At 63.7% G+C, this 24,497-nt stretch carries 15 protein-coding genes and 1 tRNA gene; 8 read left to right on the top strand and 8 right to left on the bottom strand.

What is annotated here, in order from left to right:
• Positions 1 to 45: 45 nt before the first annotated feature.
• From BLT98_RS18620 to cysS, 7 genes are all read right to left on the bottom strand, one after another.
• Positions 46 to 2,097 carry a multicopper oxidase family protein gene (locus BLT98_RS18620; RefSeq protein WP_170846424.1) on the bottom strand — a complete coding sequence of 684 codons (2,052 nt, stop codon included), beginning with the start codon at positions 2,095 to 2,097 and terminating at the stop codon, positions 46 to 48.
• Positions 2,098 to 2,435: 338 nt separating this feature from the next.
• Positions 2,436 to 2,528 (bottom strand) — tRNA-Ser (locus BLT98_RS18615).
• Positions 2,529 to 2,638: 110 nt separating this feature from the next.
• Positions 2,639 to 3,886: an aspartate kinase gene (locus BLT98_RS18610; RefSeq protein ID WP_034784049.1), complete on the bottom strand. Its 1,248-nt coding sequence runs from the start codon at positions 3,884 to 3,886 to the stop codon at positions 2,639 to 2,641.
• A gap of 196 nt (positions 3,887 to 4,082) precedes the next feature.
• The gene (gene tilS, locus BLT98_RS18605; RefSeq protein WP_092610301.1) at positions 4,083 to 5,501 is read right to left on the bottom strand and encodes a tRNA lysidine(34) synthetase TilS; all 1,419 of its coding nucleotides are present in this window, start codon (positions 5,499 to 5,501) and stop codon (positions 4,083 to 4,085) included.
• Between the two features lie 145 nt (positions 5,502 to 5,646).
• Entirely contained in the window at positions 5,647 to 6,621 is a 975-nt protein-coding gene (locus BLT98_RS18600) for an acetyl-CoA carboxylase carboxyltransferase subunit alpha (RefSeq protein ID WP_034784047.1), read from the bottom strand.
• Positions 6,622 to 6,675: 54 nt separating this feature from the next.
• Positions 6,676 to 7,395 (bottom strand): DNA-3-methyladenine glycosylase family protein, encoded by a 720-nt coding sequence (locus BLT98_RS18595; protein ID WP_225317449.1) that lies wholly within the window; start codon positions 7,393 to 7,395, stop codon positions 6,676 to 6,678.
• Positions 7,395 to 8,792 (bottom strand): cysteine--tRNA ligase, encoded by a 1,398-nt coding sequence (cysS, locus tag BLT98_RS18590; protein ID WP_092610298.1) that lies wholly within the window; start codon positions 8,790 to 8,792, stop codon positions 7,395 to 7,397. The genes BLT98_RS18595 and cysS overlap by 1 nt, the downstream gene beginning before the upstream one ends.
• A 278-nt stretch (positions 8,793 to 9,070) precedes the next feature.
• On the opposite strand from cysS, the gene BLT98_RS18585 reads away from it, so the two are divergent.
• The 4 genes from BLT98_RS18585 to BLT98_RS18570 all read left to right on the top strand — a co-directional run bounded on the left by BLT98_RS18585 (position 9,071) and on the right by BLT98_RS18570 (position 11,926).
• Positions 9,071 to 9,700 carry a peptidylprolyl isomerase gene (locus tag BLT98_RS18585; protein WP_170846423.1) on the top strand — a complete coding sequence of 210 codons (630 nt, stop codon included), beginning with the start codon at positions 9,071 to 9,073 and terminating at the stop codon, positions 9,698 to 9,700.
• A 73-nt stretch (positions 9,701 to 9,773) separates the two neighbouring features.
• On the top strand, positions 9,774 to 10,265 hold the full coding sequence (locus BLT98_RS18580; RefSeq protein ID WP_092610294.1) for a peptidylprolyl isomerase: 492 nt from the start codon (positions 9,774 to 9,776) through the stop codon (positions 10,263 to 10,265).
• Positions 10,266 to 10,351: 86 nt separating this feature from the next.
• The gene (locus BLT98_RS18575; RefSeq protein WP_092610291.1) at positions 10,352 to 11,107 is read left to right on the top strand and encodes a UDP-2,3-diacylglucosamine diphosphatase; all 756 of its coding nucleotides are present in this window, start codon (positions 10,352 to 10,354) and stop codon (positions 11,105 to 11,107) included.
• Between the two features lie 69 nt (positions 11,108 to 11,176).
• On the top strand, positions 11,177 to 11,926 hold the full coding sequence (locus BLT98_RS18570; protein WP_092610288.1) for a DUF72 domain-containing protein: 750 nt from the start codon (positions 11,177 to 11,179) through the stop codon (positions 11,924 to 11,926).
• Here BLT98_RS18570 and BLT98_RS18565 read toward each other — a convergent pair.
• A complete protein-coding gene (locus BLT98_RS18565; protein WP_139179320.1) occupies positions 11,923 to 14,184 on the bottom strand; it encodes an NHL repeat-containing protein in 2,262 nt (753 codons plus the stop codon). The two genes, BLT98_RS18570 and BLT98_RS18565, sit on opposite strands and share 4 nt — an antisense overlap.
• 213 nt (positions 14,185 to 14,397) lie before the next feature.
• On the opposite strand from BLT98_RS18565, the gene BLT98_RS18560 reads away from it, so the two are divergent.
• The 4 genes from BLT98_RS18560 to BLT98_RS29240 all read left to right on the top strand — a co-directional run bounded on the left by BLT98_RS18560 (position 14,398) and on the right by BLT98_RS29240 (position 24,484).
• Positions 14,398 to 14,778, top strand: a complete 381-nt coding sequence (locus BLT98_RS18560; protein ID WP_034784016.1) for a GntR family transcriptional regulator — start codon at positions 14,398 to 14,400, stop codon at positions 14,776 to 14,778.
• Positions 14,775 to 15,647 carry an ABC transporter ATP-binding protein gene (locus BLT98_RS18555; protein ID WP_092610282.1) on the top strand — a complete coding sequence of 291 codons (873 nt, stop codon included), beginning with the start codon at positions 14,775 to 14,777 and terminating at the stop codon, positions 15,645 to 15,647. Before BLT98_RS18560 ends, BLT98_RS18555 begins: the two co-directional genes overlap by 4 nt.
• Entirely contained in the window at positions 15,644 to 16,645 is a 1,002-nt protein-coding gene (locus BLT98_RS18550; protein WP_092610279.1) for a hypothetical protein, read from the top strand. The genes BLT98_RS18555 and BLT98_RS18550 overlap by 4 nt, the downstream gene beginning before the upstream one ends.
• 759 nt (positions 16,646 to 17,404) lie before the next feature.
• A complete protein-coding gene (locus BLT98_RS29240) occupies positions 17,405 to 24,484 on the top strand; it encodes a hypothetical protein (RefSeq protein WP_092610276.1) in 7,080 nt (2,359 codons plus the stop codon).
• Positions 24,485 to 24,497 lie beyond the last annotated feature (13 nt).

Here is a 24,497-nt window from a genome sequence, read left to right as displayed (position 1 = left end):
TTGGGAGGGGCGGAAGCGCGCCGGGCACGCTCCCGCCAGGAACGGTCAGTGTCCGTGTCCATGTCCGCCCATGTCGCCGCCACCCTTGCCATCCGGCAGTACCACCTTGACGTTCTGCATCATGCCCTGGTCTTCATGCTCGAGGATGTGGCAATGCAGCACGTATTCGCCGATGTAGCGCTGGTAACGCGTGGCGATCTCGATCTTGTGATTGGGGATCACCAGCAAGGTGTCTTTCCACGTGCCGAGCAGATCCTTGTATTGCGCATCGATCGCGCCGCCGTCGGTACGGGTGATGCCGATGATCTGGAAGGGGTTGACGTGGATATGGAAGGGGTGGCTGCCATTCTTTGACGCCAGCTCCCAGATCTGCTCGGTGCCCAGCACCAGCGTGTGGTCGATGCGGTGCGGATCATAGACATTCTTCAGCTCGGGTATCGGCGAGTCTTCCGGCTTGCCTTCCACCATGAAGCGGGTCTTGCCGTCCAACTTGGCAATATTGAAGGTCGCATACTCCTTCTTCTTGCCGCGCATCGCGTCCTTTGCTTCTGCGCTGAAGCCCGCATGCGGGACGAACTTGGCAAGCTTGAGACCATTCTCCAGATCGCCAAGGATGGTGCCCTTGACGCTGTCGGGCAACTGCGCAACGGGCAGGCGCTTGACGGCATTGCGCAACTCGGCCAGCAGGAAATCGCGCGGCGACTCGCCCGCCCTGGCACGCGCGGCAGCCTTGGCGCTGGTCTTGGCCGTGATCACGCTGATCAGGCGCGTGTTGTTGACGTCATGCATCGTCGTCATGTTATTGAGGTTGGTTTCCGCATACACGCAATATGCGCCGGCCTTCGGCAGCGAAAACAGGATGTCGCTGCGGTAGCCCGGCTGCAGGTAATTGAGGGTCTTGGGTATGATCCTGTCGTGCGTCAGGCCGTCGCTGGCCACTTCGAATTGCGTGACGTCCTCGCCATCGCACAATTCCATCACGTCCTTGTCCTGGTTGGCCACGCCGAGCGCCTGCAACAGCTTTTGCGGATCATTGGCACGGCGGATGCGCAGCACCACGGAAGCCTGGAAGCCCGTATCGATCAGGCGCCAGCGGTACAGGCGCTGCGTGTCCATCTTCATCACCGGCTGCACCTTGCCGTTGACGGAGGTATAGCGGCCCGACATCAGCCAGGCATCGGGATCCTTGACCTGCTTGAAATCCTCGAGCATGCCCACCGCGTCCTTGTCGCACGGCTTCAGCGGCGTCAGGCTGTTGCTGGGGCAGTCATAGGGAATTTGCTGCAGCAGCATCACTTCGCCGGCGCTGCCGCTGCCATCGTCAGGCTGGAATTGCTTCAGCACGACGTCGAGGTCGCCATTTGCCTTGTCGGTCGGATAGCGGTCGCCTTCGACCACCAGCGCGCCGGCCATGCCGCTGGCGACCTGCATCGCCGTCGCGCCATGCTGGTGCGGGTGATACCAGAACGTGCCGGCCGGATGGTCGATGGGAATATTGTATTCGTACTCGAAATCCACCTCAGGCTTGATCGATATCAGCACATTGTCGCTATTGCCCGAAGGCGAGACCCACAGGCCATGCGAGTGCAGATTGGTGTCGTTGAAGCAGCCAGGCGGACGCGGCGCATTGATATCGTCCGTCGCGCACTGCTCGGCCGGCAGCGCCGGCAACTGGTTGTACAGCCTGAAGCGCACGGTCTGCCCCGGCGCCATCACGACGGTGGGCGCCATGAAGGTGGCCGCATTCTCGTCGCGTCCATCGAGCGCCAAGCCGCTCGTCTGCTGGTAGGAGCGCAGGCGCACCTTGTCATGCTTGGCCGTGGTCGGGTTATAGATGCTGCCGTTGGCGTAGCGGATGTACAGGTCGTACGCTTTCTCGTACTCGTCGCGCTTGCTCGCCGCGCGGTTGGCGGGCCTGGCGCGGGCCTTCAGTTTCGGCGGCTCCTGCAGCAGGCGCAGTTCGAGTTTGGGCACGGACTTCAGGTTCAGGTCGAGATTCATATTCACCGTGGTTTCTGCGGCGAGGGCGGCACCGCAGGCGAACGGCATGGCGGCCAGGCACAGCGACAGGCAGCTGCGGGGAAGGCGATTGGACATGACAACTCCTTGATTGGACTCGGCAATGGAAGCATGGCTGGGCATGCGTATTTTTTATTAGTAACATTGCTATTATGCATAATGACAAAGAGTCAATACTCACACTAAGTCACTTGTTGTTTTTATTGCTGAGGTAACTGGGGCCGACGGGGGAGCTGGCTGCTGAAGCCTGAGATGGGGGACGGCGTTGGCCGCGCAGCGGCCAACGTGCCGCGCGGAGCGCGGTGGTTGGGCGATTCGGAGAGGGCTGGGCCGGCACGGCCCAGCCCTTCGAATCCCACCGTTCCGTCCAGACAAATAAAAAAGCCTCCCGCAGGGGAGGCTTTTTTATTTGATTCTGGCGGAGACGGTGGGATTCGAACCCACGATACAGGTATAAGCCGTATGCATCCTTAGCAGGGATGTGCCTTCGGCCACTCGGCCACGTCTCCTAGCTGATTACTCAACTATGTCTCTGTAGCTAACTGCGCTGCAGCGACGAACGTCATAATATCGATTGCCCCCCCTTTGGTCAAGGGCGTGGGGCAATATTTTTGGATATTTAAGCTTTTTCCAGCTCGAACGCTTTATGCAGCGCGCGCACGGCCAGTTCCATGTACTTTTCATCGATCAGCACGGAGATCTTGATCTCGGAGGTGGAGATCATCATGATGTTGATGCCCTCTTCCGACAGGGTGCGGAACATTTGCGATGCGACGCCAACATGGCTGCGCATGCCCACGCCGACGACGGACAGTTTCGACACTTTCGCGTCGCCCGTGATGCTGGCCGCGCCCAGCGATTCGCGGTTCGCTTCCAGCACGGCCAGCGCGCGCGCGTATTCGCCGCGCGAGACGGTGAAGGTAAAGTCCGTTTTACCGTCGACCGACTGATTCTGTATGATCATGTCGACTTCGATGTTCGCGTCCGCCACCGGTCCCAGGATGTGGTACGCCACGCCTGGGCGGTCGGGCACGCCGAGCACGGTGATTTTGGCTTCATCGCGGTTGAAGGCGATGCCGGAGATGACTGCTTGTTCCATGTTTGTATCTTCCTCAAACGAAATCAGGGTGCCTGAATTGGCTTCTATTTCCAGCGGCAACATCGGGTCGGTCAGCGACGACAGCACGCGCGTGGGCACGCGGTAGTTGCCGGCAAATTCCACCGAACGCGTTTGCAGCACTTTGGAACCCAGCGAAGCCAGTTCCAGCATTTCTTCAAAGGTGATGGTCTTCAGGCGGCGCGCCTCGGAGACCACGCGCGGGTCGGTCGTGTAAACGCCGTCGACGTCCGTGAAGATCAGGCATTCGGCCGCCTTCATGGCGGCGGCGATCGCCACGGCCGAGGTGTCGGAACCGCCGCGACCCAGGGTCGCGATGTTGTCGTGTTCGTCGACGCCCTGGAAACCGGTAATGATGACAATCTTGCCCGCATCGAGGTCGCGTTTGACTTTTTCGTCATCGATCGACTGGATGCGTGCCTTGGTAAAGGCGGAATCGGTCTTGATCGCGACTTGCCAGCCAGCATAGGATACGGCTTGTTTGCCGATCGCCAGCAGTGCCATCGACAATAGGCCGACGGACACTTGTTCGCCTGTCGAGGCGATCATGTCAAGTTCACGGGGATCGGGTTGATCCATGATTTCCTTGGCCAGTCCAATCAGGCGGTTGGTTTCGCCCGACATGGCGGATGGCACCACCACGATTTGATGCCCAGCGTCGTGCCACTTGGCAACGCGCTTGGCGACATTCTTGATACGGTCAGTCGAGCCCATCGACGTACCGCCATATTTGTGGACGATTAAAGCCATAAGAGTGAAGTTTCCGCTCAAGAAGAATAAAAAAGGAGGGCTTTACTCTACATGCCGCAATGCAAAATAACAAGCTAAAAAGCGCATTAGCTCATACCGATTGCGCATATGGAAATAACCAATCCATGCAGTCCAGCTGGCTTGAACAGCCGCTTGGCGGCTACCCCGGGAGTGGCCGTGGCTGCTGTCCTTACGCTCAGCAGGAGAGCCAGCGCAAGGCGACGCGGGGACGATCCAGCAGGCTCAGGCAATGGCAGTCGAGGCCAATGCCTGCCGCGTACAGCAATTGTTGCGCCGCACAGACAAGGGGCAGGCGTTCGCGCTCCCAGGCCGGCACGTCAAACGCCTGGTAATGGTATTTCAAGCTCTTCGTGGGACGGTTCAAGGCCAGTTTCAGGCGCTCGCCGCCCTGGCGGAAATCGATGGTCAAGGTCTGTGCTTGCAGCCAGGCAATATCGATGCCCTGGCCGCCCTCTTCCACCGCATCGAAATGCAGCACGCCGCCATACGCGGGAAAGGCCAGGCTGGCCTCGCCTTTCCATGCGAACTCCTGGCTGGCTTTTTCCAGGCCGGGAATGCCCGCATCGTCACGCTCGCGCATGCCGGCCAGGTCATCGAGCTTCGGCGTCAGGTATAAACGGTCGCGGTGGCGCCGCACATGGCATTCGGGATGCGTGACCAGCAATTGCGCATCGGGCCGCGCTTCCAGCAGTTGCGCCAGCATTTCCGCCAGCCACGCCGTCGACGGCATGCGCAAGCCGCGCGTGCCGAACCAGTGGCGCAGCAGGTTGTAGCAGCGGTCCGCACTCAGCGCGCGCAATTTCGCCAGTTCGATGCAATCACCATCGAGGCAAGCTGCCAAATCCTGGGTCGCCAGTTCCGTCAACAGGCGCTGCGCCGATTGCGCGTGCTGGGCGCTGCGCGCAAAACGCTCCTGGAAGCCGGGAAATGCCTGCGCCAGCACGGGCATCACCTGGTGCCGCAAGGCATTGCGGGCAAAACGGGGGTCGTCGTTCGACTCGTCGTGGATGTGCGCGATCGCATGTTTCGCCACATAGGCCTCGAGCTGCCTGCGCGACACGGGCAACAGCGGGCGCGCCATCACCAGGTCCGGGTTGCCCAGCAGCTCGGGCGCGCTGTTGGCGCCATCCATGCCGGACAGGCCCGCCGTGCCGGAGCCGCGCAGCAATTGCAGCAGCACCGTTTCCGCCTGGTCATCCTGATGGTGGGCCGTCAGCAGCAGGCGCACGCCGTGCGTGGCGCACAACTGGCCCAGGGCCGCATACCGGCGCTTGCGGGCCGCCTCTTCCGTGCCCGTTTTCGCATTCTTTTCCAAGGTGACCTTGCGCGCTTCGAAAGCGATGCCCATGCCGGCGCACAATTGCCCGCAATGGGCCAGCCAGGCATCCGCATTCGGGCTCAGGCCATGGTGCACGTGAAACGCGTGCAATGCCACGCCATGCTCTTGCGCCCAGGCATGCGCCAGATGCAGCAGGGCCGAGGAATCGAGACCGCCGCTCAGGGCGATGCCGACCGTCTCGCCGGCTTGCGGTCCGCAGGTTTCCAGCGCGCTGGCAAAGATATCGGCGACGGTGGCGGTTTGTTGCTTTTTCAATGTGGACTCCGGGAATGCAAAGAGGGACAGGCGGCTAAACGGATGGTGTCGTTTAGCGGACTGTCCCTGGTGTTTTACTATCTTGTCGGCTTACGTCTTGTCGGCTTACGCTGCGCTAAGCCGACCTACGCCGACCGGCGATGGATTACTCGCTCGGCGTGGTTTCCTTGAACTTGCCGTAGCTCAGCAGTTTTTCATGGCGCGCGGCCAGCAGGTCCTTGGTTTTCATGCCCTGGAACTGGCGCAGGGTGTCGGCCAGTGCGCGTTTCAGCAAGGTGGCCATCTGTTTCGGATCGCGGTGGGCGCCGCCCAGCGGTTCGTTGATGATCTTGTCGATCAGGCCCATGGCTTTCAGGCGGTGCGCCGTCAGGCCCAGCGCTTCGGCCGCGTCGGAGGCGCGCTCGGCGCTCTTCCACAGGATCGAGGCACAGCCTTCCGGCGAGATCACGGCATAGGTCGAGTATTGCAGCATCAGCACGGCATCGCCCACGGCGATGGCCAGCGCACCGCCGGAACCGCCTTCACCGATGATGGTGGCGATCAGCGGCACTTTGAGTTCGGCCATCACGTACAGGTTGTGGCCGATGGCTTCCGACTGGCCGCGCTCTTCCGCGTCGATGCCGGGGAAGGCGCCCGGCGTGTCGACGAAGGTGAAGATGGGCAAGTTGAACTTTTCAGCCACTTTCATCAGGCGCATGGCCTTGCGGTAGCCTTCCGGTTTCGGCATGCCGAAATTGCGCATGGCGCGCTCTTTCGTGTCGCGGCCCTTCTGGTGGCCGATGACCATGCACGGCTGGCCGTTGAAGCGAGCCAGGCCGCCGACGACGGACAGATCGTCCGCGTAGCTGCGGTCGCCATGCAATTCGTGGAAATCAGTAAAGATTTCATTCACGTAATCCATGGTGTAGGGGCGCTGCGGGTGGCGCGCGATCTGCGCCACTTGCCAAGGCGTCAGCTTGGCGTAGATATCTTTGGTCAGCTGCTGGCTCTTCTTGGCCAGGCGGTCGATCTCTTCCGAGATGTCGACGGCCGAATCGTCTTGCACGAAGCGCAACTCTTCGATCTTGGAATCGAGTTCCGCGATCGGCTGTTCAAAATTGAGGAAAGTCGTTTTAGTCATTGTACCTCCAGGTTTTACAGGCCACGGCGCCAGGGCGCGCGGCGTCATCTATGTTTATTTTACCGTACCGGCTGGTGCGCCGGGGGCTGCATCGGATGCGGCAGGGGCGGCTGCAGGGTCGAGACTGCGCCACAAATACCACGTCGCCACGGTGCGCCACGGTTCCCAATTGGCGGAAACCTCGCGCGCATCGCTGCGGGAAACTGGTTCGCCGGAGAAATAATTGACGCTGATGCCCTGGATCAAACCGGGGTCGTCGAGCGGCAAGACATTCGGCCGGAGCAGATTAAATATCAGAAACATCTCGGCTGTCCAGCGGCCGATGCCGCGGATCTGCACCAGTTCGGCGATGACGGCTTCGTCATCCATCTGGTCCCACTGGCTCGCGTGCACGCGTTTGGCCTTGAAATGGTCGGCCAGGTCGAGGATGTATTCGGTCTTGCGTTTGGACAAGCCGCAGGCGGACAGTTGCTCGGCGCCCGCCTTCAACACTTGCGAAGGCGTGCATTTCGGGCAAGCCAGCAACAGCTTTTTCCAGGCAGCATCCGCTGCCTTGGGCGTGATCTGCTGCCCCACCAGCGAACGGGCCAGGGTGGTAAACGGGTCGCTATGGCCGACCAGGTGCAGGTCGCCAAATTGCGGGATAAGCTTTTTCATGATGCGGTCGCGCTTCATCAGCTCGATCTTCGCCTCTTCCCAGTAGTGCGGCACCTGGATCACTTGCGCCAATTCCGTCACCTTGGGCGCTTCCCCGTTTTCCCTGGACGTTGGCATCATGCGCGGCGCCAGTTGGTCGAGCCGTCAGGCTTGTCTTCAAGAATGATGCCCGCCGCCAGCAGCTCGGCACGGATCTTGTCGGACTGGGCAAAGTCGCGCGCCTTTTTCGCCGCGCTGCGCGCCGCGATGGCCGCTTCGATGCCGGCCGCCTCGTCCTGTCCACCGGCGGCAGCGCCGACGGTTGCCTGCAGGAATTGCTGCGGCGTGCGTTCGAGCAAGCCGAATACACCCGCCAAGCCCTTCAGTTGACGCGCCAGGGCTGGGGTTTTGTGCTTGTTGACTTCCGTTGCCAGGTCGAACAGGGCCGCCACGGCCAGCGGCGTGTTGAAATCGTCGTCCATGGCTTCGCGCACGCGCACGGCATGCGCTTCGCTCCAGTCGACGGCGCCCTCTTCCACCGCCACGTCGGCCAGCGCCGTGTACAAGCGGGTCAGGGACAGGCGCGCGTCATCGAGATGCACGTCCGAGTAATTCAGGGGGCTGCGGTAGTGCGCGCGCAGGATGAAGAAGCGGATCACCTCGGCATCGAACTTTTGCAGCACTTCGCGGATGGTGAAGAAGTTGCCGAGCGACTTGGACATTTTTTCATTATCCAGGCGCACGAAACCGTTATGTATCCAGTAATTCACGCTGGTATGGCCGAACGCGCCTTCGGATTGGGCGATCTCGTTTTCGTGGTGCGGGAATTGCAAATCCGCGCCGCCGCCATGGATATCGAACTGTTCACCGAGCAAGGCGCAGGACATGGCCGAGCACTCGATATGCCAGCCCGGACGGCCCTTGCCCCACTTCGAATCCCATTTCACTTCTTCCGGCTCGGACTCTTTCGACGACTTCCACAGCACGAAGTCGAGCGGATCGCGCTTGCCCGTGTTCACGTCGACGCGCTCGCCCGCGCGCAGATCGTCGAGCGACTTGCCCGACAGCTTGCCGTAGTGGGGGAAGTTGCGCACGGCGTAATTGACGTCGCCATCCGCGCCCTGGTAAGCCAGATCTTTGGCTTCCAGCTGTTCGATCAGGCGCAGCATCTGCGGCACGTATTCGGTGGCGCGCGGCGTGTGGTCGGGCGTCAGGATGCCCAGCGCGGCCGTGTCTTCATCCATGTACTGGGTGAAACGCGTCGTCAGCTGGGAAATCGTCTCGCCGTTTTCCACGGCGCGGCGGATGATCTTGTCGTCGATGTCCGTAATGTTGCGCACATAGGTGACATCGAAACCGGACGCCTTCAGCCACCGGTAGATGACATCGAACGCCATCATCATGCGCGCATGGCCGATATGGCAATAATCGTAGATGGTCATGCCGCAAACGTACATGCGTACCTTGCCTGCTTCCATCGGGACGAATACCTGCTTTTCGCGAGCCAGGGTGTTGTAAATCTTTAGATTGCTCATCGTGCTTTGCAAGTGGAGCGGCCGCCAGCCTGGCAAAACGACAGACAGGCGCGGACACCAGGGGTGCCGCGCCACTGAACTGCCGTGTGCGCCGAGACTGTACGACCCGCTATATTGTTGTTCTTGTTTGTTAGAATTAGGGCGTTAGCGGTCAAGTATAACATTGATAAAAACCATACTGGCCCGATATGAATCAGGTTTTTACGATGTTCAACCGAAACTCACTTCTTTTGGCAACAACGCAAGTTTAAAGAAAAATAACGATCAAGGACGCCTTCATGCAAGAAATCAAATCGAAACGCCTGTCTTTCCTGGCCCGCTTTTGCACCCTGTTTGCCGGCCTGACCCTGGGCAGCGCCGTCGTGGCAGCCGCTCCGGCGACCGCTCTCGACCCAACGCCGCACGTGGCCCTGAAAACCAGCATGGGCGAGATCGTGCTGGAACTGGACCAGGAAAAAGCACCGAAAAGCGTGGCCAACTTCCTGCAGTACGTTCACAGCGGTTATTACAAGGGCACCGTGTTTCACCGCGTCATCGACGGCTTCATGATACAGGGCGGCGGCTTCGACAAGAACATGAAACAGAAAGCCACCAAGGCGCCGATCAAGAATGAAGCGCAAAACGGCTTGCAAAACGTCACCTACAGCATCGCCATGGCGCGCACGGGCGACCCGCATTCGGCCACCGCGCAATTCTTCATCAACGTCAACGACAATGGCGCGCTCGACTACCCGGGCCGCGACGGCTTCGGCTACACGGTGTTCGGCAAAGTCGTCAGCGGCATGGACGTGGTCGACAAGATCAAGGCCGTGCCGGTAGCCGACAAGGGCCCGCACCAGAACGTGCCGGTCACCCCCGTGGTGATCGAATCGGCGACTTTACTCAAGTCCGTGCCCGCAAAACTGTAAAATAGCGTTTTTGCGGCGCCGGCCTGGCTGGCGCCACTGAATCAATTATTCATCCAATTTATTAAGGATTATCATGACCTCCGTCATCATCACCACCAATCTGGGCAAGATCACCGCTGAACTGGACGCCGAGAAAGCGCCGAAAACGGTTGCCAACTTTCTGGCCTACATGAAAGCCGGTCACTACGACAACACGATTTTCCACCGCGTCATCGACGGTTTCATGATCCAGGGCGGCGGTTTCGAGCCAGGCATGAAACAAAAGCCTGCCGACACCACCGTGGAAAACGAAGCCAAGAACGGCCTGAAAAACGATACCTACACGCTGGCCATGGCCCGCACGTCGGATCCGCATTCGGCATCGGCCCAGTTCTTCATCAACATCAAGAACAACAGCTTCCTCGACTATCCAGGCCAGGACGGCTGGGGCTACGCCGTGTTCGGTAAAGTCACCGACGGCAAGGAAGTCGTCGACGCCATCCGCGCCGTGAAAACCTCGCGCGCCGGCATGTTCGCCGACGTGCCAGTCACCGATGTCATCATCGAAAAAGTCGAAGCAGTTTAATTCGGCCACTGCACCATGAATAACAGGCATTGCAGCGTTTGCGCCTCTCCATGCACTTCACTTTTTGGGAGCGTTGAACGATGACAATGCCTGCCGCACTCTTTATTTCCGACCTGCATCTGCAGAGCTCGCACCCGCGCACCAGCGCGGCGTTTCTTTCTTTCCTGGAACATCATGCGCAATATGCGCAGGCGCTGTATCTATTAGGCGACCTGTTCGAATACTGGGCCGGCGACGATGACCTGGAAGACCCGTTCAATGCGCGCATGACGGCCGCCATCCGCGCCGTCAGCGATGCGGGCGTGCACGTCTACTGGATCGCCGGCAACCGCGACTTTCTCGTCGGCTCCGGCTTTGCCGCCGCCGCCGGCGCCACCCTGCTCAGCGAACCGCACGTGGCCACGATTGCCGGCCAGCGCATCGTCTTGCTGCACGGCGACGCCGAATGCACGAAAGACGTCAGCTACATGGAGTTTCGCGCCATGGTACGCCAGCCCGCCTGGCAAAAACAGTTCCTGTCCATGCCGCTGGCGCAGCGCAAGGCCATCATCGACGGATTGCGTCAGAGCAGCCGCCAGCACAATGGCGAAAAATCCATGGACATCATGGATGTCACGCCCGATGCTGTCGCGCAAATATTTGCCGAACACGCGAGCACCGTCATGATCCACGGCCACACGCACCGCCCTGCCCTGCATAAAGTCGACGCTACCTTGCGCTATGTCTTGCCCGACTGGGAATGCGACGTGACGCCGCCACAACAGCCGCGCGGCGGCTGGATCGCCATCGATGCGCGCGGCAACATCACGCGCCACGACCTGAACGGCGACATCATCGACTAGGCTTGCGCCGACTGCCGCACGGGCGTTTGTCCGATAGCCGCGCCCGCCTGGCCCTGCTGTAATGGCGCCATGCACACTGTTTACATCGGCACGGCCGGCTGGAGCCTGTCCAGCGCCGCCGCCAGCCACTTCCCCCTCGATGGCAGCCATCTGCAGCGCTATGCCCAGGTCTTGCCCTGCGTGGAAATCAACAGCTCGTTCTACCGCCCGCACCAGAGCGCCACTTACGCGCGCTGGGCCGACAGTGTGCCCGCCCATTTCCGCTTCAGCGTGAAATTGCCACGCAGCATCACGCACGAGCGGCGCTTGCGCGACTGTGCAGCCGAACTGGAACGCTTTGCGGGAGAAGTCATGCAACTGGGGAATAAACTGGGCTGCGTGCTGGTGCAGCTGCCGCCCAGCCTGCGTTTCGAGGCGGACGTGGCCGCCGCATTTTTCCTTGCCCTGCGCCAGCGCTTCGACGGCATGCTCGCGTGTGAAGCGCGCCATCCCAGCTGGTTCGAGGCAGGCGCAACCGAGCTGTTAACGATGCAGCGCATCACGCGCGTGCGCGCCGATCCGCCTGCGGGACAGCCGGGGCCGCACATACCGACGACCAGCGTGGCCTACCTGCGCCTGCACGGCAGCCCGAAAATATATTATTCCGACTACCGGGCCGACTACCTCACGGCGCTGGCCGCTGAATTGCATACACCAGCGCATGTGGACAGCTGGTGCATCTTCGACAATACGGCGGCCGGGGCCGCCCTGTTCAATGCGCTGGATTTGCAGGCGCGGCTGAGGGATGCGCCAGCCACGTCTGCGCATCGCTCCATTTAAGGCAACGGCATCTGGATGATGGCGCGGGCGGTATAACCATACAAGGTTCCGTTGCCAAAAGCCAGGACCTCCACGATGGGATTTCCCCATGCCATTTGCGGTGAGGAAATGACCCCGGCCGTATCGATCTTGCGTACGCCATCCTGGCCGCTCACGTACAGGTTGTCGGCCTGATCAATGATCAAACTGGGAAAGCCGGAAAATGACAGGCTGCCCACGCCAGGCGCACCATCGGCATTCTTAGTCGAGTACAAGGTGCCGGCAAACACGCTCACGGCGCCGGAACGATTTACCTTGAATATTACTTGATGATAGTAGTCATCAAAATACATATCCCCCTTGCTATCAAATACCATGCTGTAAGGAAAAATGCTTGGCAAGCCGGGATTACTATCAGCAATGTCACTCAAGAGCGCCTCAAAGGACACAAACAAGGAAAATACGCCACCGGGCGGACGACGATGAATCCCATTGCCGCCAGATACCGTCCACGTGACATAGCCATCCTTGTCAACCGCCAAGGCATACTGCTGAACGCTGACGCTGGTATGCGGCAATTGCTCGATGGTGGACATGATCCCATCACCAGTGATCTTGCGCAAATTAAGCGCATAGGAATTCGGCGCCCTGTCCGCAAAATACACGGCCCCATCCGCGCCGCAAGCGATCGCCGCAGGGTTCTGCATGGTCGCGCTGAGCCGCGGGCCGTCATCGCTGCCGGCGCGACCGGCAATCCCCGCATAGACCTCGAGCTTGCCAGTTGGCGCCAGCCGGCGCAGCACCTTGTTGGCTGCATCGAGCAGATAAGTATTCCCGCTGGGGTCGCTGCACATGGCCGATGCCTTAAGAGTACCCACGCGGGCCACAGCGCCCACGCCGTCCACCTGCCCGGCATCACCCGGCATGGCAGGCACAGTCGAAATCCTGTTCGCGGCATCTACCCGGCTCAAGCGCTGCAGGGTGAAATCATAGACCAGCATACTGCCTGAATCTTCGAGCAATATGTGCGTTAAGTTTTTCCACTCGACATATTTTCCCGTCGCGTCAGGCACGTGCCGCCCTACCACTGTCGTCACTTCACCATCGGGCGTCATGCGGCGGATAGATTCGCGGTCGGCCAGCAACAAATTGCCGCTGCGCTCGAACACCATGCCCCGCACGCGCGTGAAACTGGCATCAGTACCCTTGCCGTCATAGCCTGACGTTATTGGACTTCCCGCGACCGAGGTCGCCACGCCATTGGCAAGGCGATATACCTTGTTGCCTCTACCATTACTCAAGTAAATGACACCGTTGGCATCAACTGCCATATGGCCCACCGACTCGCCAATCATTTTATTGATGGAACTGACCACGCCGTCTGGCGTCACTCTGCGAATCTGAGCCGGCCCGTCATCGACGAGCAGCAAATCTCCATTTCGGTCCATTGCCATGCTGGTGATCAATCCAAACTGGGCTTGCCCCCCCGTCCCATCAACATACCCGGGTACGCCGTCCGGCCCGGCCTGTGTCGCGCTGCAATTGGCGCGTCGCTGCCCAGCCAAGGTACTGACCACCCCGTCGGGCGTAATTTTTCGCACCAGTCCATTGCAGTTATCGGCCACATACAAGTTCCCCTTGCCATCGATCGCCAGCAGCGCGAGACTGCCCCCCAAGTAAAAAGTCGCGCTGGCGGCAGGCCCGTCAGCGGCACCAGACTTGCCGGGTATGCCAGCATGGATACTGAGACGACCGTCAGGGGCGAGCTTGTGGATCACGTGTGCGGACGCATCGGCGATGTAATAATTGCCCGCGCCATCCTGCACCATGCCATCGACACGCTGGATCCGCTCCTGCACGCCCGCCAGCACGATGGGCAGGCAACGCACGGCCAGGGTGCTGACATCCGCGCTGCCCATGGTCGCCGCGCCTTGCGCGATGCTGCAGCCCAGGCCAGCGGAGGCGCTGTCGACCTTGCCTTGATACGCCGCGCCCGCCGCCAGCTTGCCGGCAAAGCTGAAGGGACCGTTGGCCGTGACGGTCAGCTTTTCCGTGCCGTTCGCCAGCACGACGCTGGCGCCAGGCAGCAAGCCGCTGACCGTGCCGCCCAGCAGATAGCGCGGCGTTTCGACCGGCGCCACGGGTGTCGGAGGCGTGGACGTGCCGCCGCCGGAACCGCCGCCACAGGCGCTCAACAGCGCCAACAGGGCGGCGCCGCAGCCGGCACGCCTGAACAAGTTCTGTACTTCTCCAAAGCAATTTATCATTTCTGCTTTCATGGTTGTGGCGACATGCGCGCCAAACGTTATCAAGTAAGATTTTTAAACACGCAACATTATAGTTTCCTTATGGATAGAAAAACATGAGTATCTTGACATTTGAATTTTCACTGTTATAGTTAACTACAACACCAACTCAATACATCACGGAGCTTCGATGCCTACAGCACTTCTTATGCGCCGCGCCGTCCCGCCCTTGTGGGAGCGCATCCCATGAGCGCGGAATGGAACGACAATAGCCCCATCTACCGCCAGCTCAAGGCCAGGGTGGTGGGCATGATGCTCGATGGCGTGCTGCAGTCCGGCGACGCCTTGCCCTCGGTGCGCCAGGTGGCGGCCGATTATCAATTGAATCCCATCACGGTTTCGCGCGCCTACCAGGAACTGGTCGACGATGCCCTGGTGGAAAAACGCAGAGGACTCGGTATGTATGTCTTGGAAGGCGCCCGCGACAAATTGCTGGCCAGTGAACGCGAGCGCTTCCTGCGCGAGGAATGGCCAGCCTTGCTGGAACACATCACCCGCCTGGGCCTGGACCTCGATCAACTGCTGCAAGCGAGCCGCGACGCCGGCGCACACGGAGAGAACGCATGAATGCATTGAACAAGGACAGCGTCATCAGCGCGCGCGGCCTGCGCAAGCAGTATGGCAAGCAGGTGGCCATCGACGGCATCAACTTCGATATCGCGCCGGGGCGCATCGTCGGCTTGATCGGCCCTAACGGTTCCGGCAAGACCACCACCCTGAAAGCCATCCTGGGCCTGACGGGCTTCGATGGCGACTTGTCGGTGCTGGGGCGCGATCCCCGCGTGCAGCGCGATGCGCTGATGGAAGACGTGTGCTTCATCGCCGACGTGGCCATCCTGCCGGGCTGGCTGCGCGTGGCCGACGCCATCGATTTCGTTGCTGGCGTGCATCCACGTTTCGACCGCAGCAAGGCCGAACGCTACCTGGCCCACACCAAGCTGTCGCCGAAGATGAAGGTCAAGGCCATGTCGAAGGGCATGGTGGTGCAGTTGCACCTGGCGCTCGTGATGGCCATCGATGCCAAACTGCTGGTGCTCGACGAGCCGACCCTGGGCCTGGACATCCTGTACCGCAAGCAGTTTTACCAGAACTTGCTGGAAGACTATTTCGATGAAAACAAGACCATCGTCATCACCACGCACCAGATCGAGGAAGTGGAACACATCCTCAGCGACCTGATGTTCATTCGTGACGGCAAGATCGTACTGGCGTCCAGCATGGAAGAAGTGGGCGAGCGCTACATCGAGGTGATGGTGGGCCCGCAGCACGTCAATCCGGCGCGCGCCCTGCAGCCGATCAGCGAACGCAGCGTGTTCGGCAAGTCGGTGATGCTGTTCGACGGCGTCGCCCGCACCCAGCTGGCCGCCCTCGGCGAAATACGCACGCCCAGCCTGGCTGACCTGTTTGTCGCGACCATGAAAGGATCGTACCAATGAGTATTTCCCCTGTAAACAAGATGCAATGGCTGATCCGGCGCGAGTTGTGGGAACACAAGGGCATGCTGCTGTGGACGCCTGCCCTGATCGGTGTCGTCATGACGGTGCTGGGCGCCCTGATGGCGGCCGCGACCGTCGCAAAGACCAAAATGCACACGGCGCTCATCGTCAATGGCGAGGAAATTTCCTGGAGCACCGTTTTCAATACGCGCACCTTCGGCCCGCGCCGCACGGAAATCATCGACGCCGTCGCCAATAACTATACGTATGCGGCCGCGCCGCTGTTCCTGGCACTGGGCTTCCTCGTGTTCTTCTATTGCCTGAGCGCCCTGCATGACGACCGCCGCGACCGCAGCGTGCTGTTCTGGAAATCGCTGCCCATCTCGGATGCGCAGACGGTGCTGTCGAAAGCGGCCATCGCCCTGCTGGTCGCGCCGCTGATCGTGGCCGCTGCCGCCAGCCTGACGTCGCTGTCCCTGATCCTGATCCTCAGCGGCGTACTGGCGGCCAACGGCATCCACGTGTTTGCCGAACTGCTCGGCTCTTCCGGCCTGTATCTGGGACCGCTGCGCGTGTTCGGCTTGCTGCCCGTGTATTGCCTGTGGGCCTTGCCGACGGTGGGCTGGCTGCTGATGGTATCGAGTTGGGCCAAGTCGAAAGTCTTCCTGTGGGCCGTCGGCGTGCCGCTGCTGCTGCTCATCCTGACAGTCTGGGCCGGAAAGCTGACGCAGACGGAAAGCGATGTCAGCTGGATACAGATGAATGTCATCGGACGCGCCCTGCTGGGCACTCTTCCCGGCAGCTGGTATCTGTTCGAACCGGAACTGCTGCCACGCATGCACGCCCTGGCAGAGGGAGGATCGCACATGACGCGCATCGATGTGTTCAGCAATTCCTGGTCCAGCCTGGCCTTGCCAGCCGTCTGGCTGGGCGCAGCGGCAGGCGCGGCCCTGATTTACGCCGCCATCCGCCTGCGAAGCTGGCGTGAGGAAGGCTGACAGCGCACCATCGCATCCCCGTAAAAAACGCCCCGCCCGCCGGGGCGTTTTCATTTTTCCCCTGTTACGCCGCCGAAAATAATCACTATCGTGCTGATAGTAATTATTAACAAATTCCCTCGCCAAATAAAGACTATTCATTTGATAGTATTAATTAGATATAAAAATTACAAATAATTATTCCTATCGTATTTTATTACCAATCAAATTTGATAATCACCGGACAAAAAAGCAACAACTAGCAAATCGATAGCGAGACGATTTTTGAGATGAAAGGCGCAGAAATGCTGGCGCATGGCAGCAGATTCATCCGGAAAGCCCTGTTTCGTGACAATACGTGATTATTCACTTGCGCAAAGCTTGACAGAATAGAGTCATGGAAAATGATCAAAATGAAATTGAAAGTTTCAAAATTGAAATTACCATCAGAGTGAGGGCAGGTACGGACGTCCTGTAAATATGCCATCCTGCCAGTGTGTATCGTAAAGCAAGCCAGTTACGGGCGAAGCAAAATACGAGAAATAAGCGCCATGCAAAACAAATGCAAAATTAGTATTTTTAATATCAAGGATCAAGCGCTCTTTTACGCCAGCGATTTTTTTCCAATTATGTTTTACTTGCCACTATCAACATCGGCAACATCAGAGTTCGACCACGGCCCAAGCCACGCCGGAGTAATCAAGGAAACGAAATACATTATTGATTTTTTAATATCTTAAAAAATTGAACGAATATCCAACCTCTTCCGGAGACTTTAAAATGGCCACCACCCAAAATCCAGCACAAGTTCCCGTCAATGCCGAAGGCCTTGGCGCCAAGGTCGCGACGCCCGCAAAAAAAGTCGCCAACCCGAAAAACGGCGACCGCAAGCAGTATGACGAAGATGAACTGGTGCAAGGGGCCGATGCCAGCCAAAGCATGCCGCCTGAAAATGTCGTCGAAGTCACGGGAAGCGCCGATACGGGCAATGCCGGCGCCCTGGGCGCGGCCGCCGCAGTAGCGGCAGCCGCCGCGGCAGCCGGTGGCGGTGGCAGCGGCGCCGCAGCAGGCCAGGCCGGCAACGGCAGCGCCGATCTCGGCACGCCGCAAAGCGACAACAATGGCGGCGCGGCAGGCGCGGGTGCTGGCGCCGCCGGGATCCCCAGCGGCAGTGTCGTGGATGTCGCCGGGGCATCGGCTGGCGCGGGCGCGGGTGCCGGCGCGGCAGGCGGATTGGGCGGACTTGGCGTGCTGGGCGCGCTCGGCGGCCTTGGCCTGGTTGCCGCCGCGGCAGGCGGTGGCGGCGGAGGCGGCGCCGCAGCTGGCGGCTCGGGTACGGGTGGCACGGGGACAGGAGGTACCGGCACGGGCGGTACCGGCACGGGCGGTACGGGTACGGGCGGCACGGGCACCGGTGGTACGGGCACGGGTGGCACGGGAACTGGCGGCACGGGCGGCACCGGAGGAACGGGCGGCTCGACCGGCGGCCAGGGCGGCACGGGAAATCAATCCACCACCACCGTCGTGACCGACGCGGCCGTGCTGGCCGCCGCCGCCGCGGCGGCTGCCGCCAGCAACGCCCTGGCCGATGATGCCAGCGCCGCCGCGGCAGCAGCCACGGCAGCAGCTTCGCTGGCAGCGGCGAATGCCGCCATCCTGGCCGACCAACTGGCGGCACAGGCCGCCGCCGCAGCGGCAGCAGCCTTGCTCGCTGCCAATACCGCCACCAGCGACGATACGCTGGCGGCCAGCACGGCAGCCGCCGTCCCCGGCGCGCAAGCGGCCGCTACCGCCGCCACGAATGACGACAGCGCGGCAGCCACCGCTGCCGCTGCCGCTGCCACCTCCCAGGCCGCCGCCACGTCGGCGCAAAATGCTGATGCGGCTGCCGCCACGGCCGCCGCCAACGCCGCCGCCGCGCACGCCGCGGCCGATGCGGCGCAAACGCAGGCGGACCAGACCAACGCCCCGGCATTGCAAGCCATCGCCGATGCGGCCGACGTGGTCGCCGCCGCAGCCAACACCCAGGCAGCGCTGACCGACGCGGCAGCGCTGGGCGTCATCTCCGCCAATGATGCCGCCGCCGCTGCCGCCGCCACGGCGCTGGCCAATGCCACGGACGCCGCCGCGCTGGACCTGGCGGCCACGGCCGCCGCCAATGCCGCCGTCGCCGCAGGCATCCAGGCCAGCCTGACGGATGCCGCCGCCCTTGCATTGATCTCCGATGCGGATGCCGCCACCGCCGCCGCTGCCGCCACCGCGGCGGCCGCCACCGATGCCGCCGCCCTGGCTGCCGCCTCGAACGCGGCCGCCACCGCGGCAGCGAATGCGGCGACAGCTGCCAATGCCAGCGATGCCGCGGCACTCGGTATCGCTGCCACCGCCGCCGCGAATGCGGCCACCGCGGCCAGTACGCAAGCGGGCCTGACCGATGCCGTCGCCTTGAGCATGGCAGCGGACGCCGCCGCCGGCGTTGCCGCCCAGGACGCTGCCATCGCCAACGCCACGGACGCCGTCGCCCTGCAGGCTGCCGCCAATGCGGCCGCCACGAACGCCGCCAATGCACAGACGCAAGCGAACATGACGGACGCGCCCACCCTGGGCCTGATCGCCGACGCCGCCACCGCGGCGTCGGACGCAGCACAGCTCCAGGCCGGCTTGACGGATGCGGCCGCACTGGCCCTGATTTCCGATGCCGACGCTGCCGCAGCCGCTGCAGCGGCCCTTGCCGCCAGTACCGATGCCGCCGCGCTTGACGCCGCAGCAGCCCTTGCCGCCACCGTGGCGGCGAATGCCGTCGTCACGGCCAGCCTGAGCGACGCGGCCGCCCTGCAAATCACGGCCGATGCGGCAGCCAGCACGGCCGCCGGCGCCGCCACGCAAGCGGCATTGACGGACGCGGCCGCCCTGCAAGTGATTTCCGACGCCGATGCCGCCGCCGCGCTGGCCGCGCAAACGACGGCCAACCAGACGGATGCGGCCGCCCTGGCCGCTGCCGACGCGGCCGCCGCCAGCGATGCCGCCAATGCGCAAACAGTGGCCGACCAGACCGATGTCGTCGCCTTGCAGCAAGCAGCCGACCAGGCGGACGCCGATGCGGCTGCCGCCAATTCGCAAGCCAGCCTGCTGGACGTCAACGTCGCCCTGAATGCGTTCAATCTGGCCAACCTCGCCGCCCTGGCCGCCAATGTCACGGCTGGCCAGACCAGCGTGCTCGATCTGACGGCCACGGTCAATACCTTGCAGATCGGTGCCGATAATGCCGATATCTCTGCCGCCCTGTTCGATGCCACCATCCTTGCCGGCATCTCCACCGCCGATGCGCTGGCGGCAGCCGGCCTGCAAACCATCGCCGACCTGACCAATGCCGATGCGCTCATCGCCACGGCGGCCGCTGCCGTCTCGGCGGCGGAAACGGCCGCCCTGCTGGGCGGGATCGATATCTCGGCCGTCAGCGCAGCTGCCGCGGCACAGGCCGCCGCCGCGGCTGCCGCCACCACAGCCTTGCTGACCGATGCCGGCACGCTGGGCATTGCCTCCACTGCCGACGCTGCCGCTGAACTTGCCGCCCAGACTGCCGTCACCACCTTGACGGCCGCCAATACGCTGGCGCAAAACGCGCTGACCACGGCACAATTTGTTGCCAATCAGACCGACGCCGTGGCCCTGGGCCTGGCCTCTTCCGCAGCCGATGCGGCCGCAGCCCTGGCCGTCACGACTGCCGGCCAGACCGACGCCATCGCGCTGAGCCTCATCTCGAACGCCGATGCGCTGGTCGCTACCTCCGCCGCCAACCTGGCCGCGCTGACGGATGCCACGGCGCTGGGCGTGATCTCGACCGCCGACGCCACCCTGGCCGCCACCCTGCAGGCGACGGCCAATCTGACGGATGCCGCCGGCCTGGGCCTGCTCGCCACGGCCGCTGCCGCCGCCGCCAATACGGCGACGAATGTTGCCAACCTGACCGATGCGGTGGCCCTGGGTACGCTCTCGACAGCGGCCACCACCGCCGCCAATACGGCAGCCGCCACCGCCGCGCTGACCGACGCCACGGCCTTGGGCCTCGTCGCCACGGCCGACGCGGCGGCCGCTTCCGCCCTGCAAACGACGGCCAACCTCACCGACGCCGTGGCACTGGGCCTCGTGTCGACGGTCGCCAACACGGCCGCCAGCACCGCTGCCGCCGTTGCCAATCTGACCGATGCCGTGGCACTGGGCACCGTCTCGACGGCCGCCACGGCCGCCGCCAATACGGCAGCTGCCACGGCCGCCCTGACCGACGCCGTCGCACTGGGCTTGACGGCCACCGTCGACGCGGCGGCCGCCACCGCCGCACAAACAACAGCCAACCTGACGGATGCCGTCGCCCTGGGCCTGGTAGCGACCGTCAATGCCACCGCCTCCACGGCAGCTGCCGCCGTCGCTGGCCTCACCGATGCCGTCCTGCTGGGTACTGCCCACACGCTCGACGTCACGGCCGCCACCGTGGCGGCCACCAAGGCCGCCTTGACGGATGCCGCCGCCCTGACCACCGTCGCCAACAACGATGCCGCGAATGCCGCCGCCCTGGCTGCCTATTCGGCCGCCCATCCGTTCGACCTGGTGGCAGCGCTGGCGGCCACCGTCGCCGCCACCACGGCCGGCTTGTCGAACACCGCCGCGCTGGCGGCGCAAGCCGATGATGCGGCCGCCGCCTCGACCGCAGCTACGGCCGCAGCGTCCCTGACAGCCCTGAACAATGCGCTCGCGGCCGACAGTGCCGCCACCGCCGCCGCTACCCTCGCCCTGACGTCCCAGGCGGCAGCCACCGCGGCGGCGCTGGACGACACGCTGGCGGCCACCGCCGCCGGCGTGGCCGCCACCTCGCTGGCAGCGGCACAGGCGGCGCAGGCAGCCGATGCCGCCGCCGCCGCGACGGCAGCGACGGCGGCCAATGCCCTGGCCGCCTTGAATGCGGCCCTGCAGGCGGATGCAAATGCGGCCGCCACGGCCGCCGCCGCCATCACGGCGAGTGCGGCCACCGCCGCCGCCGTCGCCGACGATCTGGCCGCTGCGACGGCCGCCACTGTCGCCAACGTCTCGCAAGCGGCCGCGCAAGCGGCGCAGCTGGCCGACAATGCCGCCGCCAGCGCCGCCACCATCGCCGCCAACGCGCTGGCGTCGCTGAATGCGGCCCTGGCCGACGATGCCGCGGCCGCTGCGGCTGTGCTGAACTCCACCAATGCAACGGCCGCCGCCGTGGCCGCTGCCGCCGCCGATACGGCTGCCGCTGCGGCCGCCGCCGTGGCAGCCATCTCGGCCGCCGCCACGCAACATGCGCAAGCGGACGATATCGCCGCTGCCGCCGCCGCCCTCACGGCGTCCGTCTCGCTGGCAGCCACGCTGGCCGCGCAGGCCGCCGATGCGGCTGTCGGCACGACCGCGGCAGCCGCTGCGAGCGCACTGGCCGCGCTGAACCAGGCCCTGAACGACGACAGCCTCGCCGCGGCAGCAGCCACGGCGGCGGCCAACGCGCAAGCGGCCCTGAATACCGCCACGACTACACTCAACGCGGCGATATTGACGGCCAGCGCCTCGCTCGCCGCCACGAATGCCGCCCTGGCCGACGACGCCACGGCGGCAAGCACGGCGGCAGCAGCGGCAGCGGCCCAGCTCATTGCCGATGCCGCGCTGCTGGCCGATGCAGGGCTGGCCGCGCTCGCAACGGCAGCCAACAATGCACTGGCAGCAGCCAGCGCCGCGCTGGCCGCCGACGATGCCGCCGCCAATGCCGCGCACACGGCCGCCCTTTCGGCGGCCGCCACCCTGGCGGCGCAGCTGGCCGATACGGCAGCCCTGAATGCCCATGCCGCGCTCAATGCGGCCATCGCCAACCTGAACGCGGCGGTAACGGCCGATACCAACGCCCTGGATGCCGACAATGACAGGACGCTGAAACTGAACCTCCTCCTCACCGCCCAGGGTGCGGCCGATGACGCGGCCCAGGCCAATGCCAATGCGGCTGCCGCCCATGCGGCCCTGGCGGCGGCGCAGGCCGACGATGCGGCGGCTGCCACCGCTGCCGCCAATGCGACTGCCGCGCATGCGGCGGCCGTCGCGGCGCAAAACGCCGATGCCGCTGCGGCAGCGGCAGCGGCGCAAGCGGCCATTTCCCTGGCCGCCACCCTCAATGCCCAGGCGGATGACGCCACCGCGGCAGCGGCCGCCACGGCCGCCGCCAATGCGCAACTGGCCCTGGACGCAGCCCTGGCAGCGGACGCCAACGTCGCCGCCACCGCCGCCGCGGCAGCGGCCGCCCAGCTGGCGGCGCAAAACGCGCATGATGCCGATGTTGCGGCAGCGGCAGCGGCCGTTGCCGCTGCCATCACCCTGGCAGCCACGCAAGCGGCGCAGGCAGACGACGCGGCAGCCGCGCTGGCAGCGGCCAATGCCGCCAACGCCCAGGCAGCGCACGACGCCGCAGTCGCCGACGACCAGGCAGCTGCGGATGCCGCCGCCACCGCAGCGCTGGCGCAAACGGCTGCCACGGCAGCGGCAGCCGCGGATGCTGCCGCCAGCGCCAGCGCCGCCGCAGCGGCAGCATCACTGCTCGCCGCCCAGGCGGCGCAGGCCAACGACACGGCAGCCAATCAGGCAGCGGCCAATGCCGCCGCCGCCACCGCCGCGCACACGGCCGCCATCGCCGCCGATGCGCTGGCCGTCAGCACGGCAGCAACGGCGGCCAGCGCACTGGCTGCAGCTACGGCGGCGCAGAACGCCGACGACGCGGCCGCCGCAGCCGCCGCCCAAGCCGCCATCTCGCTGGCGCTCACCCAGGCGGCACAGGCCGACGATGCGGCGGCAGCAGCGGCCACGGTCAACGCCAACAACGCGGCGGCAGCGGCACTTGCCGCCCATGCGGCCGATGCGGCAGCGCCGCTGGCGCAGGCGCAGGCCACCGCTTCCCTGCTTGCCCTGCAAGCGGCGCAAGCCGACGATGCGGCCGCCGCCAGCGCGGCAGCAGCAGCGGCGCAAGCGCACGCCAATGCGAGTGCCGCGTATGCGGACGATGCGGCAGCGGCCCAGGCCAATGCCGACGCGCAGGCTGCCGACGTGGCCCTGGCACAGGCGAACGCCATCGCCGCGCAGACCGACGCCAGTGCCCTGGCCATCGTGGCGAATGCGGACGCCGCCAACGCCGCCGCCGCACAAGCGCTGGCCGACCAGACCGATGCCGTGGCCCTCACCCAGGCTGCCGATGCGGCAGCGGCAGCGGCGCTGGCAGCGGCGCAGACAGCCGCCCTGACGGACGCCAATGCCCTGCACCTGGCAGCCGATGCGGCAGCCGCCGCCGCCCTGCAGGCGCAGGCGCAGGCGGACCTGACGGACGCCAGCTCGCTGACGGTGGCGGCGAATGCCGATGCCGCCGCAGCGGCGGCAGCCCAGGCCCAGGCCGACCTGACGGACGCGAGCCAGCTGTTCGTGCTGAGCCAGAATGCCCTGCACAACCCGCTGACGGTGGCCGACTTCAGCACCGGCCTGCCGGCTGCCGGCGGCGACGTGATCGACATGTCGGCCATCGCCGACCTGACGGCGTCGGTGGCCGTGGGCGTCAACGTGGGCACGGACTTCAGCAACAATAACCTGTTCATCTTCGACGGCACGTCCGTGTCGATCGGCGCGGCGGCCAGCGCCATCGCAGCCGACGACAGCGTCTTGTCGGGCCAGGGCTACATCGTCATCGCCGATGCGCAAAACAGCGGCGCCGTGACGGTGTATCACTCGAGTGATCTGAGCAACGCCAACGCCATCGACACGGCGCTGGTGCTGCTGAGCGGGGTGAACATCACGCAACTGACGGCGGCCAACTTCGTCGTCTGAAGCAGGGCCCCCA

Origin of the sequence: Janthinobacterium sp. YR213 (genome assembly GCF_900099875.1) — a bacterium.
GTDB classification, from domain to species: domain Bacteria; phylum Pseudomonadota; class Gammaproteobacteria; order Burkholderiales; family Burkholderiaceae_D; genus Janthinobacterium; species Janthinobacterium lividum.
Note: the sequence above shows the minus strand (reverse complement) of the source record. Positions and strands in the feature narration are given on the sequence as shown.